The sequence below is a fragment of the Mycobacterium sp. 852014-50255_SCH5639931 genome (assembly GCF_001665605.1).
Taxonomy (GTDB): Bacteria; Actinomycetota; Actinomycetes; order Mycobacteriales; family Mycobacteriaceae; genus Mycobacterium; species Mycobacterium paraffinicum.
In genome coordinates this window covers 470,248-486,824 of the sequence record NZ_LZSV01000002.1, presented here as the reverse complement: position 1 = coordinate 486,824, position 16,577 = coordinate 470,248, and the positions used below count along the sequence as shown (strand labels likewise).

13 protein-coding genes and 1 pseudogene are annotated in these 16,577 nt (G+C 66.3%); 8 read left to right on the top strand and 6 right to left on the bottom strand.

Translation table 11 applies throughout. The features are described 5' to 3' along the window. Positions 1-79: pseudogene (locus tag A5758_RS24935) on the top strand (type VII secretion protein EsxI); the annotation flags it as partial. 78 nt (positions 80-157) lie between these two features. On the opposite strand, the gene A5758_RS02790 reads toward A5758_RS24935, so the two are convergent. Beyond that, positions 158-1,522: a PPE family protein gene (locus A5758_RS02790; protein WP_067736010.1), complete on the bottom strand. Its 1,365-nt coding sequence runs from the start codon at positions 1,520-1,522 to the stop codon at positions 158-160. A 470-nt stretch (positions 1,523-1,992) separates the two neighbouring features. Here A5758_RS02790 and A5758_RS02785 point away from each other — a divergent pair, with 470 nt between their 5' ends. The 7 genes from A5758_RS02785 to A5758_RS02750 all read left to right on the top strand — a co-directional run bounded on the left by A5758_RS02785 (position 1,993) and on the right by A5758_RS02750 (position 12,665). Next, a complete protein-coding gene (locus A5758_RS02785) occupies positions 1,993-2,763 on the top strand; it encodes a response regulator transcription factor (RefSeq protein ID WP_067736006.1) in 771 nt (256 codons plus the stop codon). Further along, positions 2,760-4,286 (top strand): cell wall metabolism sensor histidine kinase WalK, encoded by a 1,527-nt coding sequence (locus A5758_RS02780; RefSeq protein WP_067736003.1) that lies wholly within the window; start codon positions 2,760-2,762, stop codon positions 4,284-4,286. The genes A5758_RS02785 and A5758_RS02780 overlap by 4 nt, the downstream gene beginning before the upstream one ends. A 376-nt stretch (positions 4,287-4,662) precedes the next feature. Continuing rightward, entirely contained in the window at positions 4,663-6,333 is a 1,671-nt protein-coding gene (gene kdpA / locus A5758_RS02770) for a potassium-transporting ATPase subunit KdpA (RefSeq protein ID WP_067736000.1), read from the top strand. After that, complete coding sequence (gene kdpB, locus A5758_RS02765; protein WP_067735997.1) at positions 6,333-8,483, top strand: potassium-transporting ATPase subunit KdpB; 2,151 nt, start codon at positions 6,333-6,335, stop codon at positions 8,481-8,483. Before kdpA ends, kdpB begins: the two co-directional genes overlap by 1 nt. A 1-nt stretch (position 8,484) precedes the next feature. After that, a complete protein-coding gene (locus A5758_RS02760) occupies positions 8,485-9,408 on the top strand; it encodes a potassium-transporting ATPase subunit C (protein WP_067735994.1) in 924 nt (307 codons plus the stop codon). A 12-nt stretch (positions 9,409-9,420) separates the two neighbouring features. Continuing rightward, positions 9,421-11,988 (top strand): sensor histidine kinase KdpD, encoded by a 2,568-nt coding sequence (locus A5758_RS02755; RefSeq protein WP_067735992.1) that lies wholly within the window; start codon positions 9,421-9,423, stop codon positions 11,986-11,988. After that, positions 11,985-12,665, top strand: coding sequence for a response regulator (locus A5758_RS02750; RefSeq protein ID WP_067201923.1), 681 nt, complete (start codon positions 11,985-11,987; stop codon positions 12,663-12,665). Before A5758_RS02755 ends, A5758_RS02750 begins: the two co-directional genes overlap by 4 nt. 34 nt (positions 12,666-12,699) lie before the next feature. Here the strand turns inward: A5758_RS02750 and A5758_RS26165 are convergent, their stop codons facing one another. From A5758_RS26165 to eno, 5 genes are all read right to left on the bottom strand, one after another. After that, positions 12,700-13,029 carry a hypothetical protein gene (locus A5758_RS26165; protein WP_082939538.1) on the bottom strand — a complete coding sequence of 110 codons (330 nt, stop codon included), beginning with the start codon at positions 13,027-13,029 and terminating at the stop codon, positions 12,700-12,702. A 101-nt stretch (positions 13,030-13,130) separates the two neighbouring features. Beyond that, complete coding sequence (locus tag A5758_RS02745; RefSeq protein WP_067735989.1) at positions 13,131-14,075, bottom strand: Ppx/GppA phosphatase family protein; 945 nt, start codon at positions 14,073-14,075, stop codon at positions 13,131-13,133. Further along, a complete protein-coding gene (locus tag A5758_RS02740; RefSeq protein WP_067201928.1) occupies positions 14,069-14,557 on the bottom strand; it encodes a DUF501 domain-containing protein in 489 nt (162 codons plus the stop codon). Before A5758_RS02740 ends, A5758_RS02745 begins: the two co-directional genes overlap by 7 nt. Next, a complete protein-coding gene (locus tag A5758_RS02735; RefSeq protein ID WP_231987198.1) occupies positions 14,550-15,260 on the bottom strand; it encodes a septum formation initiator family protein in 711 nt (236 codons plus the stop codon). Before A5758_RS02735 ends, A5758_RS02740 begins: the two co-directional genes overlap by 8 nt. Beyond that, on the bottom strand, positions 15,241-16,530 hold the full coding sequence (gene eno / locus A5758_RS02730) for a phosphopyruvate hydratase (protein WP_067201936.1): 1,290 nt from the start codon (positions 16,528-16,530) through the stop codon (positions 15,241-15,243). Before eno ends, A5758_RS02735 begins: the two co-directional genes overlap by 20 nt. Between the last annotated feature and the right edge of the window lie 47 nt (positions 16,531-16,577).

Genomic DNA, 16,577 nt, shown 5'->3' with positions numbered 1-16,577 from the left:
CGCCCACGGGCAGAAGGTGCAGAGCGCCGGCAGCAACATGGCCAGCACCGACAGCGCCGTTGGGTCCAGCTGGGCCTGACACCGCGTCTTCACTCGAAAGGGCCCGCACACCAAGGTGTGCGGGCCCTTTTCGTTTCGTAGGCCTTGCGGCTCTGCCCTATCCGGCGACCGGCGAACGCGGGATGAGTAAGGGGCGGAACCCGATCCGGTGAACCGCACCGTCGGACTCGCGCCCGACCATGGCGCCCAGCGGCAGCTTGGATATACCGCTTGGCGCCGCCGTCGTCGCGGCACCCCACCCGCCGGTCGTGGCGTTGGCGTCAAGCGCGGCGGGCAACGGCGTCACCGATGACACGGTGTCGGCCCAACTCGGCGGCACCGACAGGGTTCCCAGTGAGGCCGCCTGGCCCACGCCAGCCGACGCGCCTTCGCCGAGTCCGCCGGCCGGCCCCAGAGCTCCCAGACCACTCGCGTCCCCGAGACCGCCCAAGCCAGGGACGGCACCCCCCTCGGCCCCGATGATTGAGCCCGCGCCCTGCATGTCGATTCCCAGGCCGTACACGTCCATACCGATTCCCGCGCCGTCGGCGCCCAATCCCGCGCCATCGCCGCCGAGACCAGCGAAATCGGATCCCACACCCACCGCGTCCGACGCCAGTCCGGCCGCGTCGCCCGTGCCGGCACTGCCGCCGAGAGCCGTGCCGAGTCCCGACGCGGCGCCCAGGCCGGTACTGGCGGTCTTGGTCGCACTTTTGGACGTGCCGGTCAGACTCGACAATGCACCCAGCGGACTGGACGCCCCCGACGTCCCCAATGACGCCCCGGTGCCCACTGCCGCCTGCGACAGACCGGCGCTGGAGGTTGATCCCGGGGTCGACAGGCTCTGTAACGCTTGCGGCACTGACGACATCACCTGTGAGGAGGCCGTTTGCGCGGTGCTGCCGGCCTGGGTGCCGGTCGCCTGGGCGACCGCGCCGGCTTGTCCGGCGGCCCCGCTCGGATTGGTGGTCTGGGGTGGCGGCGCGAACGTGCTGAAGGTTGAGGCGGCGGCCGAGCTGGCGGCGTAGGTGTACATCGCCGTGGCGTCCTGAGCCCACATCTCGCTGTACTCGGCCTCGGTGGCCATGATCGCCGGTGTGTTCTGCCCGAGGAAGTTGGTGGCGATCAACGCCGTGAGCTGAGCGCGGTTAGCCGCAATCAGCGGCGGCGGCACCGTCATCGCGTACGCCGTTTCGTAGGCCGCGGCGGCGGTGGTGGCCTGCGTCGCCGACTGCTCGCACAGCTCGGCACTGGCCCGCAGCCACACCAAGTAGGGCGCGGCCGCGGCGGCCATCGACATCGACGTCGGGCCCGTCCACTCCCCCGTCAAGGTCGTGATCACCGATTCGTACCCGCTGGCAGCGGAGTTCAACTCGAGGGCCACCGAGTCCCATCCCGCCGACGCGGCCAGCAGCGTCGCCGGCCCGGGCCCCACGTACATTCGACCGGAGTTGATTTCCGGAGGCAACGCGCCAAAATCCATTACTTTCCCTTTGCTCGTTGGGTAGCCGTGGTCGCTGCGTCTGGCAGAAGGGAGCGGCGCAGCGCATAACCGGCGCAAGCCGCCGTCTCTGTCAACCCGAACGGAGACGGCTATCGGCCCCTCATCCAACGGATGAAGCCTCGAAAATTATTTCAGACAAACAACATTCGTAACATCACGCAACTTCGAATTAACGGACTTGGAGACATCGTCGTCTCCGGCCAATCAGCGAAATCCATTCGCGCGCCGGTGATTTGGAGAGCCTAACCTCAGAACCGATACGCTCGGCCAAACCAACGGTTATGTATCCCAGTATTTTTGGGGGTTGGACTCATCTCAAGCTGGCTGATGCAACACATATAAAACTCATATTTGAGTGCGCTTTGATGTGACGCGCCTGACACATCTACATTTGAGAACTCTATGAACTTGGTGACAGTTACGTGTGCGGCTTGTCAGAATGTAGGAACATGACCTCAATGTCGTACGCGAGCGGCCAGCGCCCACGCCAGGCCATACTCGGGCAGCTGCCCAGGATTTACCGCGCCGATGGATCACCGATCAGGGTCCTGCTGGTCGATGACGAACCGGCGCTGACCAACCTGGTGAAGATGGCGCTGCACTATGAGGGCTGGGTTGTCGACATCGCCCACAACGGGCGCGAGGCCCTCGCCAAGTTCGACAAGGTCAGCCCCGACGTGCTGGTGCTCGACATCATGCTTCCCGACGTGGACGGGCTGCGAATCCTGGAACGCGTCCGCCAGTCGGATGCCTACACCCCGACGCTCTTCCTAACCGCGCGGGACTCGGTCATGGATCGGGTCACCGGTCTGACCGCCGGCGCCGACGACTACATGACCAAGCCGTTCAGCCTCGAGGAGCTCGTTGCCCGGCTACGCGGGTTGCTGCGCCGTTCCGGCCAGCAGTCGCCCCCGGCCGTCGAGACCCTCAAAGTCGGCGATCTGAGACTCGACACCGCCAGCCGCGAAGTGACCCGCGACGGCACACAGATATCGCTTTCTTCGACCGAGTTCGAACTGTTGCGCTTCCTCATGCGCAATCCCCGTCGCGCGCTGAGCCGCAGCGAGATCCTCGACCGCGTCTGGAACTACGACTTCGCCGGGCGCACCAGCATCGTCGACCTCTACATCTCCTACTTGAGGAAGAAGATCGACTCCGGGCACGAACCGATGATTCACACCGTGCGCGGTGTTGGATACATGCTGCGGCCCCCGGAATGAGCCAGGACCGGGACGCCATGTCCGGGGATCTTCCGCGGTGGCTGCCCCGTTCGTTACGTCGGCAGTTGCTATTGGGTGTACTGGCGGTGGTCAGCGTCGTGCTGATGACGGTCGGGATCGTGTCCGTGCTGAGCCTGCGCGGCTACGTCACCGCGATGAGCGACGCCGACGTCGCTGAGTCCCTGGATGCGTTGGGCCACTCGTACACGAAATACGTTACGGGTGAACACAATCCGGCCAACGGCGCCAGGCCACTGGCGGAGGCGATGCTGCAGTTCACCGATCAGACGCCGGGAAACCTGATCGTGGTGCTACACAACGGCACCCTGATCGGGTCGGCGGTCTTCTCGGAAGCCGAGGCACGGCCGGCGCCCGCCGACGTGGTCCGCACCATCGAGGCGCAGTCGTGGGCAAACGGCCCGCCACGGACCGAAAACCTGGGCAGCCTTGGGTTCTACCGGCTCAAGAGCCACGTCGATGGATCCGACGTGCTGATTGCCGGGGTGTCGCTGAACCTCGCCGACCGAATCATCGCCCGCAAGCAGGTCACCACCACCCTGCTGATCGCGGCGGCGTTGACGGTCACCGCCGGCCTCACCGTTTGGGTCGTCGGCTACACCCTTCGACCGTTGCGGCGGCTGGCCGGCATCGCGGCGGAGGTCGCCGCCATGCCGCTGACCGACGACGACCACCGAATCAGCGTCCGGGTGCGGCCGAAGGACACCAACCAGCAGAACGAGGTCGGCATCGTCGGCCACACCTTGAACCGGTTGCTGGACAACGTCGATAGTGCGCTGGCGCAGCGCGCCGAATCCGACCTGCGGATGCGGCAATTCATCACCGACGCCAGCCACGAGCTGCGGACCCCCCTGGCGGCGATTCAGGGATACGCCGAACTCACCCGCCAAGACAGCTCGGAGCTGCCGCCGACCACCGAATACGCGCTGGCTCGCATCGAGTCCGAAGCGCGGCGCATGACGCTGCTTGTCGACGAGCTGCTACTGCTCTCCCGCCTGGGCGAAGGACAAGACCTGCAAAGCGAGGACGTCGACCTGGCCGACCTCGTCGTCAACGCCGTCAACGACGCGGCGGTCGCAGCGCCGACGCACCGTTGGGTCAAAGACCTCCCCGACGAGCCGGTGTGGGTTCGCGGGGATCATGCGCGGCTGCATCAGCTCGTCAGCAACCTGCTCCACAACGCCCGGGTGCACACCCCGCCCGGGGTCACCGTCACCACCGGGATCACCTGCCACCGCGACGGGCCCGAGGCGCCGTGCGTGGAACTGACCGTCGCCGACGACGGCCCTGGCATCGACCCGGACCTTCTCCCCCGCCTGTTCGAACGGTTTGCCCGGGCGGACAACTCCAGGCTCCACAGCTCGGGCACCGGGCTCGGCCTGGCCATCGTTAATTCGATCGTCAAGGCCCACCACGGCTCGGTAACCGCCGAATCCAGCGAGGGCAGAACGGTTTTCCGGGTACGGATCCCGATGATCGACGGTCCGGGCGCCGAGGCCGGATAGTCGCACGGATTTGCGCGCGCTTGCGGGCGTTAAGAAACCGTAAAGGCGCTCCGCGGCGCCGTTAGGAAAGTGTCAACCAAAGGCCCTAGCCCCGCGGAGCCAGCTAACTTCAAGCTGACCATGCCTCCGAGATAGCGCTGTGGCCGCCTTGACGAGGCCCATTCGTATGCACGTAATCGGGCGGAACGGAGACAAGATGGGCTCGAAATGGGTGTAGTGGCGTTCGTCGTGCTCACGGTGGCGGTGTTCGCCTTACTAGGCCTGGTGCAGAAGTTGGTCGAGCGGCTGTGAACTACGAAAACATCGTCGGCTTAGTGCTTTCCGTCATCCTCGCGCTGTTTCTCGCGTGCGCCTTGCTGTTCCCGGAAAGGTTCTAGTGAGCACAACGACAGCAGGAGTCATCTTCCTCATCGTCCTCGTCGTGGCGCTGGTCGCGGCGCATGTGCCCTTGGGCGACTACATGTATCGGGTCTACACATCGGCGAAGGACGGTTACGCCGAGCGGGTCATCTACCGCCTGATCGGGGTTGACGCGCGCTCGGAGCAAACGTGGGGCGCCTACGCGCGCAGTGTGCTGGCGTTCTCATCGATCAGCATCCTCTTTCTATTCGTATTCCAGCTCGTGCAAGGCACATTGCCGCTGCATCTGCATGATCCGGCCACCAAGATGACCCCGGCGCTGGCGTGGAACACCGCCGTCAGCTTCGTCACCAACACCAACTGGCAGGCCTATTCCGGCGAATCGACCCAGGGCCACCTCGTGCAGATGGCCGGTCTCGCGGTGCAGAACTTCGTTTCCGCCGCCGTCGGCATGGCCGTGGCGATCGCGCTGGTGCGGGGGTTCGCCCGCACGCGCACAGGCGAACTGGGGAACTTCTGGGTCGACCTGGTGCGCGGAACGCTGCGGATTCTGCTGCCCATCGCGACCCTGGGCGCGCTCCTACTGATCGCGGGGGGTGCGATTCAGAACTTCCACTTGAACGACCAGGTCGTCACCGCCCTCAACGGGGCGCAGCAGACGATCACCGGCGGCCCGGTGGCCAGCCAGGAGGCCATCAAGGAACTGGGCACCAACGGCGGCGGCTTCTACAACGCGAATTCCGCCCACCCGTTTGAGAACCCGACCGCGTGGACCAACTGGCTGGAGATCTTCTTATTGCTGGTGATCAGCTTCTCGCTGCCACGCACCTTTGGGCGCATGGTGGGCAGCAAGAAGCAGGGATATGCGATCGCATCGGTCATGGCTTCGCTGTACGCGATCAGCGTGACCTTCATGATGTGGTTCCAGCTGCGGCACCACGGCACGGTGCCGACCGCGGTCGGCTCGGCAATGGAGGGGGTCGAGCAACGGTTCGGCGTCGCCAACTCCGCGGTGTTCGCCGACTCGACGACGCTCACTTCCACCGGTGCCGTCGACTCCTTCCACGATTCCTACACCAGCCTCGGCGGCATGATGACCATGTTCAACATGCAGCTCGGCGAGGTCGCACCCGGCGGCACCGGGTCCGGCCTGTACGGCATGCTGATCCTGGCGGTGATCACCGTGTTCGTCGCGGGGCTGATGGTCGGCCGTACCCCCGAGTATCTCGGCAAGAAGATCAATCCACGCGAAATCAAGCTCGCGGCAAGCTATTTCCTGGTTACGCCGCTGATCGTGTTGACCGGAACCGCAATCGCGATGGCGCTGCCGGGCGAACGCGCCGGCATGCTGAACTCCGGACCGCACGGGTTGTCGGAGGTGCTGTACGCGTTCACCTCCGCGGCCAACAACAACGGGTCGGCATTCGCCGGGATCAGCGTCAACACCAACTGGTACAACACCGCGCTCGGCCTGGCGATGGTCTTCGGCAGATTCCTGCCGATCGTGCTCGTGCTGGCGCTGGCCGGCTCGCTGGCCAAGCAGGGTCAGACACCGGCATCGGCCGGGACGCTGCCCACCCATCGGCCACAATTTGTGGGAATGGTCGCCGGGGTGACCCTGATTCTCGTCGCCCTCACCTTCCTTCCCATGCTGGCGCTCGGACCTCTCGCTGAAGGAATTCACTGATGACCGCGACGACCGTCGACCCGGCTGAGGAGACCCAGCCGACGGAGCACACAAGCACCAAACGCGTGCAGGGCGGCCTCCTCGATCCGAGGATGCTGTGGAAGTCGACGCCCGATGCGCTGCGCAAACTCAACCCGCATACCTTGTGGCGCAACCCGGTCATGTTCATCGTCGAGATCGGCGCCACCTGGAGCACCGCGCTGGCGATCATCAACCCGACCTGGTTCGCATGGTTGATCGTGGTGTGGCTATGGCTCACCGTCTTTTTCGCCAACCTCGCGGAGGCGGTCGCCGAAGGCCGCGGCAAGGCCCAGGCGGAAACGCTGCGCCGCGCCAAGAGTCAGACGTTGGCGCGACGACTCAAGGACTACCGGCCGGGCGCCCCGGCCGTGGAGGAAGAGGTCGCCGCGCCGCTCCTTCAGCAGGGTGACGTCGTCGTGGTCGAGGCGGGCCAGGTCATCCCGGGTGACGGCGACGTCGTCGAAGGCATTGCCTCCGTGGACGAGTCGGCTATCACCGGTGAGTCCGCACCGGTAATCCGCGAGTCCGGTGGTGACCGCTCGGCGGTCACCGGCGGAACCACCGTGCTCAGCGACCGCATCGTCGTGCGGATCACCCAAAAGCCCGGGGAGAGCTTCATCGACCGGATGATCGCGCTCGTCGAGGGCGCCAACCGGCAGAAGACCCCCAACGAGATCGCGCTCAACATTCTGTTGGCCGCGTTGACGATCATCTTCGTTTTCGCCGTCGCCACCCTGCAGCCGTTGGCGATCTATTCGAAGATGAACAATCCCGGCGTCCCAGACACCCAGGCGCTCAACGCGAATGGCGTCACCGGGATCGTGATGGTGTCATTGCTGGTCTGCCTGATCCCGACGACCATCGGCGCGCTGCTTTCCGCGATCGGCATCGCGGGCATGGACCGGCTGGTGCAACGCAACGTGCTCGCCATGTCCGGACGCGCGGTCGAAGCCGCCGGCGACGTCAACACGTTGCTACTCGACAAAACCGGGACCATCACCCTCGGCAATCGGCAGGCCGCCGCCTTCGTCCCCCTTGACGGCGTCACCAATGAACAACTGGCCGATGCCGCGCAGTTGTCCAGCCTTGCCGACGAAACACCAGAGGGACGCTCGATCGTCGTGTACGCCAAACAGCACTTCGGGCTGCGTGCCCGCACTCCCGGTGAACTCTCGCACGCCCGATGGGTGAGTTTCTCCGCGGCCACCCGGATGTCGGGCGTAGACGTCGACGGACACCAACTGCGCAAGGGCGCGGCCAGCTCCGTCGCGGAATGGGTACGCGGCCAAGGCGGCAAGGTTCCCCAGCAGCTCGGCGAGCTCGTCGACGGCATCTCCGCCGGCGGCGGCACCCCGCTGGTCGTCGGGGAGAGTCGCGATGGGGAGGCGGCGGTCCTGGGTGTCATCCACCTCAAGGACGTCGTGAAGCAAGGCATGCGTGATCGATTCGACGAGATGCGCAGGATGGGCATTCGGACGGTGATGATCACCGGCGATAATCCCTTGACCGCCAGGGCGATCGCCGATGAGGCCGGCGTCGATGACTTCCTCGCCGAGGCGACGCCCGAGGACAAACTCGAGCTGATCAAGCGCGAGCAGGAGGGCGGCAAGCTGGTCGCGATGACCGGCGACGGCACCAACGATGCTCCGGCGCTGGCTCAGGCCGACGTGGGCGTGGCGATGAACACCGGTACGTCAGCCGCCAAAGAGGCGGGCAACATGGTCGACCTCGACTCCGACCCCACCAAGCTCATCGAAATCGTCGAGATCGGCAAGCAGCTGCTGATCACCCGCGGCGCGTTGACCACCTTCTCGATCGCCAACGACATCGCAAAGTATTTCGCGATCATCCCGGCCATGTTCGTCGCGCTCTTCCCCGGGCTGGACACGATCAACATCATGCGGCTGCACAGCCCACAGTCGGCGATCCTGTCCGCGGTGATCTTCAACGCGCTGGTGATCGTGGCGTTGATCCCGTTGTCGCTGCGCGGCGTCCGCTACACACCGAGCAGTGCGTCAAAGCTGTTGAGCCGCAACCTGTATATCTACGGCCTGGGCGGCATCGTCGCCCCGTTCGTCGGAATCAAGCTGATCGACCTGATCATCCAATTCGTCCCGGGGATGTCCTGACATGAGCTTCTCGAATTTCGCCCGCATGCACTGGGCGGCCTTGCGCGCGCTGCTGGTGCTGACCGTCATCACCGGTCTCGCCTACCCGTTAGCCATCTGGCTAGTCGCGCAGCTGCCCGGGCTACGCGATAAGGCGGAAGGGTCGATTCTCACCGCCAACGGCAAGCCGGTGGGCAGCCGGCTCATCGGTCAGCTGTTCACCGACAAGGACGGCAACCCGATGCCGCAGTACTTCCAGAGCCGGCCCTCGGCGGCGGGCACCGGGTATGACCCGCTCTCGTCGAGCGCGAGCAACCTCGGGCCGGAGAGCATCGTCGACACACCCGCCGACCCGTCACAGGTGACGGCCGGAAAGTCTGCGTCGGATGCGGGATTCAAGCCGAGCCTGCTGACAACGGTCTGTGCGCGCAGCACGGCCGTGGGCCAGCTCGAAGGTGTGGACGGATCGCGACCGTTCTGCACCGGCGGCGGTGTGGGTGCGGTGCTGTCGGTGATCGGACCCCGTGACGCGCGCGGAAACGTCGTCCATCCCACCCGGGTGGTCAGCGTCAACGAGCCGTGCCAGACGACGCCGGCACCGTTCCTGACGCTCTACGAGGGTGTCCGCGTCGAATGCGCAAAGTACGGCGAGGACTACTCGATCGGCCAGATGGTGCCCATCCGTGGCGCCGCACCGGCAGACCCCGCCGTGCCCGCCGACGCCGTCACCGCCAGCGGCAGCGGTCTCGACCCGAATATCTCGCCTGCCTACGCTGCCATCCAATTGCCCAGGGTGGCCAAGGCCCGGCACGTCAGTCTGGATCAGATACGTGCGGTGGTAGCCCAGTACACAAGCGGCCGCACCCTTGGTTTTTTCGGTGGACCTTGCGTCAATGTGTTGCAACTCAACCTGACACTCGATCACAAATATCCGGTCTCGAGCTAGCGCGATAGGGGGATGATGGTTGACGTGAGTGTCGTTGACCACCGTCCCAAGCGCGGCGAGCTGCGGATTTACCTCGGCTCAGCTCCGGGGGTGGGCAAGACGTACGCGATGCTCGGCGAGGCTCATCGCAGGCTCGAACGCGGTACCGACCTCGTGGCCGGCGTGATCGAGACGCACGGCAGGGCGAAAACCGCTGAGCTGCTTGAGGGCATCGAGTTCGTCCCGCCCCGCTACATCGAATACCGCGGCGGCACCTTCCCCGAACTCGACGTTCCGGCCGTCCTGGCGCGCAGACCCCAAGTCGTCCTCGTCGACGAGCTCGCGCACACCAATACGCCAGGCAGCAAGAACGCCAAGCGCTGGCAGGATGTCGAGGAACTGCTCGACGCCGGGATCACGGTGATCTCCACCGTCAATGTCCAGCATCTGGAAAGTCTCAACGACGTCGTCGCCCAAATCACCGGCATCGAACAAAAAGAGACCATCCCGGACTCCATCGTTCGGCAGGCCTCGCAGGTTGAGCTGATCGACATCACACCGGAGGCATTGCGCCGCAGGCTCTCTCACGGCAACGTGTACGCGTCCGAGCGCATCGATGCGGCGCTGTCCAATTACTTCCGCCGCGGAAACCTCACCGCGTTAAGAGAACTGGCGCTGCTCTGGCTGGCCGATCAGGTCGACATGGCGCTGGCCAAATATCGGGCCGAGAACAAGATCACCGAGATTTGGGAGGCCCGGGAGCGGGTCGTGGTGGCGGTTACCGGCGGCCCGGAGTCGGAGACGTTGGTGCGACGGGCATCCCGGATCGCGTCGAAGTCCAGCGCCGAGTTGATGGTGGTGCACGTCATCCGCGGTGACGGCCTGGCCGGCCTGTCGGAGGCGCGGATGGCCAAGATCCGTGAGCTGGCGAGCAGTCTGGACGCCTCGCTGCATACCGTAGTCGGTGATGACGTGGCCACTGCCCTACTCGAGTTCGCCCGCGAGATGAACGCCACCCAGCTGGTGATCGGCACCTCGCGGCGGTCGCGGTGGACGCGGCTCTTCGAGGAGGGGATCGGCGCGAGGATCGTCGAGCAGTCGGGCAAGATCGACGTGCACCTGGTCACCCACGAGGAATCCAAACGCGGCTTTCGCGCCGCGTCACTGGCGCCCAACGAGCGGCGGGTGGCGTCATGGCTGGCGGCCATCATCGTGCCGTCGGCCATCTGCGCGGTCATCGTGACAGCGCTCGACCCATATCTGGGCACCAGCGGCGACAGCGCACTGTTCTTCGTCGGAGTGCTGCTGGTCGGACTGCTGGGAGGCGTTGCCCCGGCAGTAGTCTCGGCGGTGCTGTCCAGCCTGTTGCTGAACTACTTCCTGACCGCCCCCCGGCACACCTTCACCATCGCCGAACCCGATGCCGCCGTCACCGAACTGGTGCTGCTGCTGGTCGCGGTCGCGGTCGCGGTGCTGGTCGACGGTGCGACCAAACGGACGCGGGAAGCCCGTCGCGCCTCCCAGGAGGCCGAGCTCCTGATCCTGTTCGCGGGCTCGGTGTTGCGCGGTGCTGATCTCGAGACGCTGCTCGAGCGTGTCCGCGAGACCTACTCGCAACGCGCGGTCAGCATGCTGCGCGAACCCAGCGCGGAGGACCGCGCCGGCGGCAGCAAGGCCGACGTCGTCGCCTGCGTGGGCAAGGATCCTTGTGCCACCGTCGATTCCGCCGACACCGCGATCGAGGTCGGCGACGACGAGTTCTGGATGCTGCTGGCGGGCAGGAAGCTTTCGGCGCGCGACCGCCGGGTGCTGAGCGCGGTGGCCAAGCAGGCCGCGGGTCTGATCCGGCAGCGCGAGCTGGCCGAGGAAGCCAGCCGGGCCGAGGCGATCGTGCGGGCCGACGAGCTGCGGCGCTCCCTGTTGTCGGCGGTCAGCCACGATTTGCGGACGCCGCTGGCGGCGGCCAAGGTCGCGGTGTCCAGCCTGCGTGCGGAGGACGTCGCCTTTTCGCCCGCCGACACGGCGGAACTGCTGGCGACCATCGAGGAGTCGATCGATCAGCTGACCGCATTGGTCGGAAACCTGCTTGATTCGTCGCGCCTGGCCGCCGGCGTGGTGCACCCCGACCTGCGCCGGATCTACCTGGAGGAAACGGTGCAACGGGCGCTGATCAGCATCGGTAAGGGCGCCACGGGCTTCTACCGATCCGCCATCGATCGGGTCAAGGTCGATGTGGGCGACGCCGTGGCCCTGGCCGACGCGGGGCTGCTGGAACGCGTCCTCGCCAACCTGATTGACAATGCGCTGCGATACGCGCCCAACTGTGTGGTTCGGGTCAACGCGGGGCGCGTGGGCGATCGGGTTTTGATCAACGTCATCGACGAGGGTCCCGGCATTCCGCACGGGGCAGAGGAGCAGATCTTCGAAGCGTTCCAGCGCCTCGGTGATCAGGACAACAGCACGGGGGTGGGTCTGGGCATGTCGGTTGCGCGGGGCTTCGTCGAAGCGATGGGCGGCACCATCGCGGCCGGTGACACTCCGGGCGGAGGGCTGACCGTGACGGTGGAGTTGGCTGCCCCGGAACCGATGGGTGAGCGATGACCCGGGTGTTGGTGATCGACGACGAGCCGCAGATCCTGCGGGCGCTGCGCATCAACCTGTCCGTGCGGGGATACGAAGTGATCACCGCCTCGAGCGGTGCGGGCGCGCTGCGGGCAGCCGCCGAGCACAAACCCGACGTGGTGATCCTCGACCTGGGCCTGCCCGACATCTCCGGTATCGACGTGCTGGCCGGCCTGCGCGGCTGGCTCACCGCACCGGTGATTGTGTTGTCGGCGCGTACCGACTCGTCGGACAAGGTGGAGGCCCTCGACGCCGGGGCCGACGACTATGTCACGAAACCCTTTGGGATGGACGAGTTTTTAGCCCGGCTGCGGGCGGCCGTCCGGCGCAATGCCGCGGCGTCCGAGCTGGAGCAGCCGGTGATCGAGACGGAGGCGTTCACCGTCGATCTGGCCGCCAAGAAGGTCACCAAGAACAACGCCGAGGTCCATCTCACCCCGACCGAATGGGGGATGCTCGAAGTGCTGGTCCGCAATCGCGGCAAGCTGGTCGGCCGCGAAGAGCTCCTCAAAGAGGTATGGGGCCCGGCGTACGCCACCGAAACACATTATCTGCGAGTGTATTTGGCGCAGCTGCGACGCAAACTCGAGGACGACCCGTCGCATCCCAAGCATCTGTTGACCGAGTCGGGCATGGGGTATCGGTTCGAGGCGTGAGTTTGTACAGCGCCGTGGGCGGTGGTCACATCTGTCACTTGCGCCCCCGCGTCGGAGGACTCGACGATTTGCCCGCCTCATAGCGACAGCGCGCCGCCTCACGCAGAGCCAGCACGCGCTGATGGATTCGGTGTTCAGTGGAGCGTGGGATGGACCTCGGTCCGTACCGGCCGCGGCCGACGCGACGCACCCTGTCTCGGCCGATCTCCCAACGCAAGGCGTCCGAAATGACCTTCGAGGCCCTACCGGGGACTTGAAAACCCTGCCGGCCGAGAGCTTCGATCATTTCGCCGATGGTCGCTGGCCCATTGTGAGCGATGTACGTCGTGAGCACATAACGCAGTTCGATTCCCTGAAGATTCATCGCCGCACCATTGCATACCGGTATGACCCCCGGCCTTGTCGCTGTGAGGCGGGCAAATCGTCAAGTTCTTCCGGCGCAGAGACGCAAGTGGCGGCTGTGACTTACTCCGCGATCGACAGCACGATGCCGTCCAGGATGTCGTGCTCGCTGACGGTCAACTCATCGATGCCGGCGCGGGCGCGCAACTCGCGCGCCAACTCCTCGACCACGATCGCACCCCCGCCGATCACGTCGGCACGCCCCTCGTGCATCGGTGGCAGCGCCGCACGTTCGGATCGGGACATCGCGATCAACCGCTCGCACACCGCCAGCAGATCGCCGCCGGGTACTCGCGAAAGATGAATGGCCGCAGAGTCATACGTCGTCATGTTGTGGGCCAGCGCGGACAGCGTGGTCATCGTCCCGGCCAGCCCGACCCAGGTCCGCGCCCCCTCCACCGGCACCACGCCAAGCGCGACCTCAAGACGTTCGCGCACCACCGCGCGGGCCGCCTCCACCTCGTCGGGCGTCGGCGGGTCCGAATGCAGGCAGCGTTCGGTCAGCCGGACGCAACCGATGTCGGCCGAGTAGCTACCCACCACCGCCTCGCCGCCGACTGCGATCTCGGTAGAGCCGCCGCCCAGGTCGACGACCACGAAAGGCCCTGCAGCAGGGTCTAATTCGCCTACGGCTCCACGGAAGGAAAGCGCCGCCTCTTCGGCGCCGGTGATCACCTCCGCCTCCGCGCCCGGCACCACAGCGCCCAGCACGTCGGCCGTCATCGCAAAGAAGACATCACGATTGGCGACGTCGCGCGCCGCCGACGTGGCCACCATCCGCACCCGCTCGACGCCGTGACGCTCGAGCAGCGACGCGTAATCGGTCAAAGCGCCGCGGGTTCGGGCGATCGCCTCCGGCGCGAACTCGCCCGTCGCATCCACGCCCTGCCCCAGCCGCACGATTCGGGTCTCGCGATGCACGTCGCGCAGCCGGCCATCGGTCACATCGGCGATCAACAAACGAATCGAGTTGGTGCCGCAGTCGATTCCGGCGAGCCTGCTCACCATTGGCCCGCCGGCAAAACACCCGCCATTGCCGGCTCGGGGGCCAGGATCGCCAGCGCCTCGTCACCGAGTGGATTGCAACCGGGCCCCTTGGCCAGCGAGTGCGCGATCAGCACGTGCAGGCACTTGACCCGGTCCGGCATTCCGCCACCGGAAAACGTTGTGCCCAGCGGCTCGATCGCGTCCCGTTCGGCCAGATACGACTCGTGGGCTCGCCGGTACGCGGCTGCCAGTTCCGGGTCACGCCGCAGCCGCTCGGTCATCTCACGCATCAAGCCTGTCGTTTCCAGCCTGCTCGCGGCCGCGGTCAACACCGGATGTGTCAGGTAGTACAGCGTCGGAAACGGCGTGCCGTCAGGAAGTTTCGGTGCGGTCTTCACCACGCCGGGCTCGCCGTTGGGGCAGCGGTAAGCAATCTCGAGCACGCCGCGCGGCTCACGCCCGAGCTGACGCGCCACGGCCTCCAGGTCGGCACGATCAACCACCGGGCGCCGTGGGGTTCGATGGGCCCGGCGGAACGGGACCGGCTGGGCCCGGTTCCGATGGGGCGGGCGGGACTTCGGCCGGGGGAACATTGGCCGGCGGCAGGTGTGGCGCGTCGGCGATGGTGTGCCAGAGCGACGTGTACCAGGGATCGCTGTTGGCGGGTTTCGCCGTCTGGTTTCCCGGCTCGGAAGGTGTCGCCGCGGTCGCGGGCAGCTGGACCTGGAACGGGATGTCGCCCGGCTTCACGAAGCCGAGCCGCTCGCGCGCCTGCGCGGCGATGTAGGCCGGATCACCGAGTTTGGCCTTCTTCTGCTCGAGTTCGGCGATCTGAGCGCGCAACGCGGCTTCGCTTGCCATCAACTGATTCATCTCCGTGCGCTGTGCAAAGTAGGTCCGCACCGGACCGGCGATGGTGAGCGTCAGCACGCAGACGACAGCGGCGAGCACCGCCGCCCGCCGCGCGGTGAAACCCAGCCGCTGCTCGGACCGCTGTTCCACCGATTCGACCGCCTGTCGCTTGATGGGCTCGACGACATGCTCGACCGACCGCGCGCTGGGCTGCTTCGCGGTTTGGGACGGCTTGGAAGACGGCTTGGCCGTGCGGCGGCGCCGAACCGAATCCCCGGCCTTCCCCGGGCGCGATGCCGGGGAGCGCCGTTTCGGATCCGGCTTGGCGGGCAAGCTATTTGGCCTCCGGGGCATACCGCGGGAACGCCAGATCGCCGGCGTAACGGGCGGCGTCGCCCAGCGCTTCCTCGATCCGCAGCAGCTGGTTGTACTTGGCGACACGCTCACTGCGGGCGGGTGCGCCGGTCTTGATCTGCCCGCTGCCGACGGCCACCGCCAGATCGGCGATCGTGGTGTCTTCGGTCTCGCCGCTGCGATGGCTCATCATCGTGCGGTACCCGCTGTGGTGCGCCAGCGCGACCGCGTCGAGGGTCTCGGTCAGCGTGCCGATCTGGTTCACCTTGACCAGCAACGCGTTTGCCACACCCTTTTCGATGCCTTCTTCCAGGCGCTCGGGATTGGTTACGAAGATGTCGTCGCCGACGATTTGCACGCGGTCGCCGATCGCCGCCGTCAGCGCCGCCCAACCGTCCCAATCGTCTTCGGAGAGCGGGTCTTCGATGGAGATCAGCGGGTAGGAGCCGAGCAGGTCGGCGTAGAACTCCGCCATGTGCTCGGCGCTGCGGGTGCTGCCCTCGAAGATGTACCCGGTGCCCTCGTTGTGGAATTCGGTGGCCGCCGCATCGATGGCCAGCGCCACATCGGTACCGAGTTTCAGACCCGCCGACTCGATGCCCTGGCAGATCAGGTCCAGGGCCGCTTTGGTGTGGGCCACGTCCGGGGCGAAGCCGCCCTCGTCGCCCAGGGCGGTGCTCAACCCCTGCTTTTGCAGCACCGATTTGAGTGAGTGGTACACCTCGGCGCCCCAGCGCAGCGCCTCATTGAAGCTGGGGGCGCCGATCGGCGCCACCATGAACTCCTGGATGTCGACAGCGGTGTGCGCGTGCGCACCGCCGTTGACGATGTTCATCATCGGCACCGGCAGGATGTGGGCGTTGGGTCCGCCGACATAGCGGAACAGCGGCAGCTCGGCGGAGTCGGCGGCCGCTTTGGCGACGGCCAGCGAGACGCCCAGGATTGCGTTGGCGCCCAGCCGGGACTTGTCGGGGGTGCCGTCCAGGTCGACCAGCGCCTGGTCCACTAACCGCTGGTCGTCGGCGTTGAGCCCGATCACCGCCGGGCCGATCTCGTCGAGAACGGCTTGCACCGCCTTTTGCACGCCTTTGCCGCCGTAACGCTCACCGCCGTCGCGCAACTCGTGAGCCTCGTGCTCGCCGGTCGACGCGCCGGACGGCACCGCCGCGCGCGCAAAGGTCCCGTCGATCAGGGCAATCTCGACCTCGACCGTCGGGTTACCGCGGGAATCGAGGATCTCGCGGGCTCCGACCTGCTCGATAATCGGCACTGAGTTTCTCCTTGCGTCGTAGCTGGTGCCGGCCTCGCCGCCGTTAG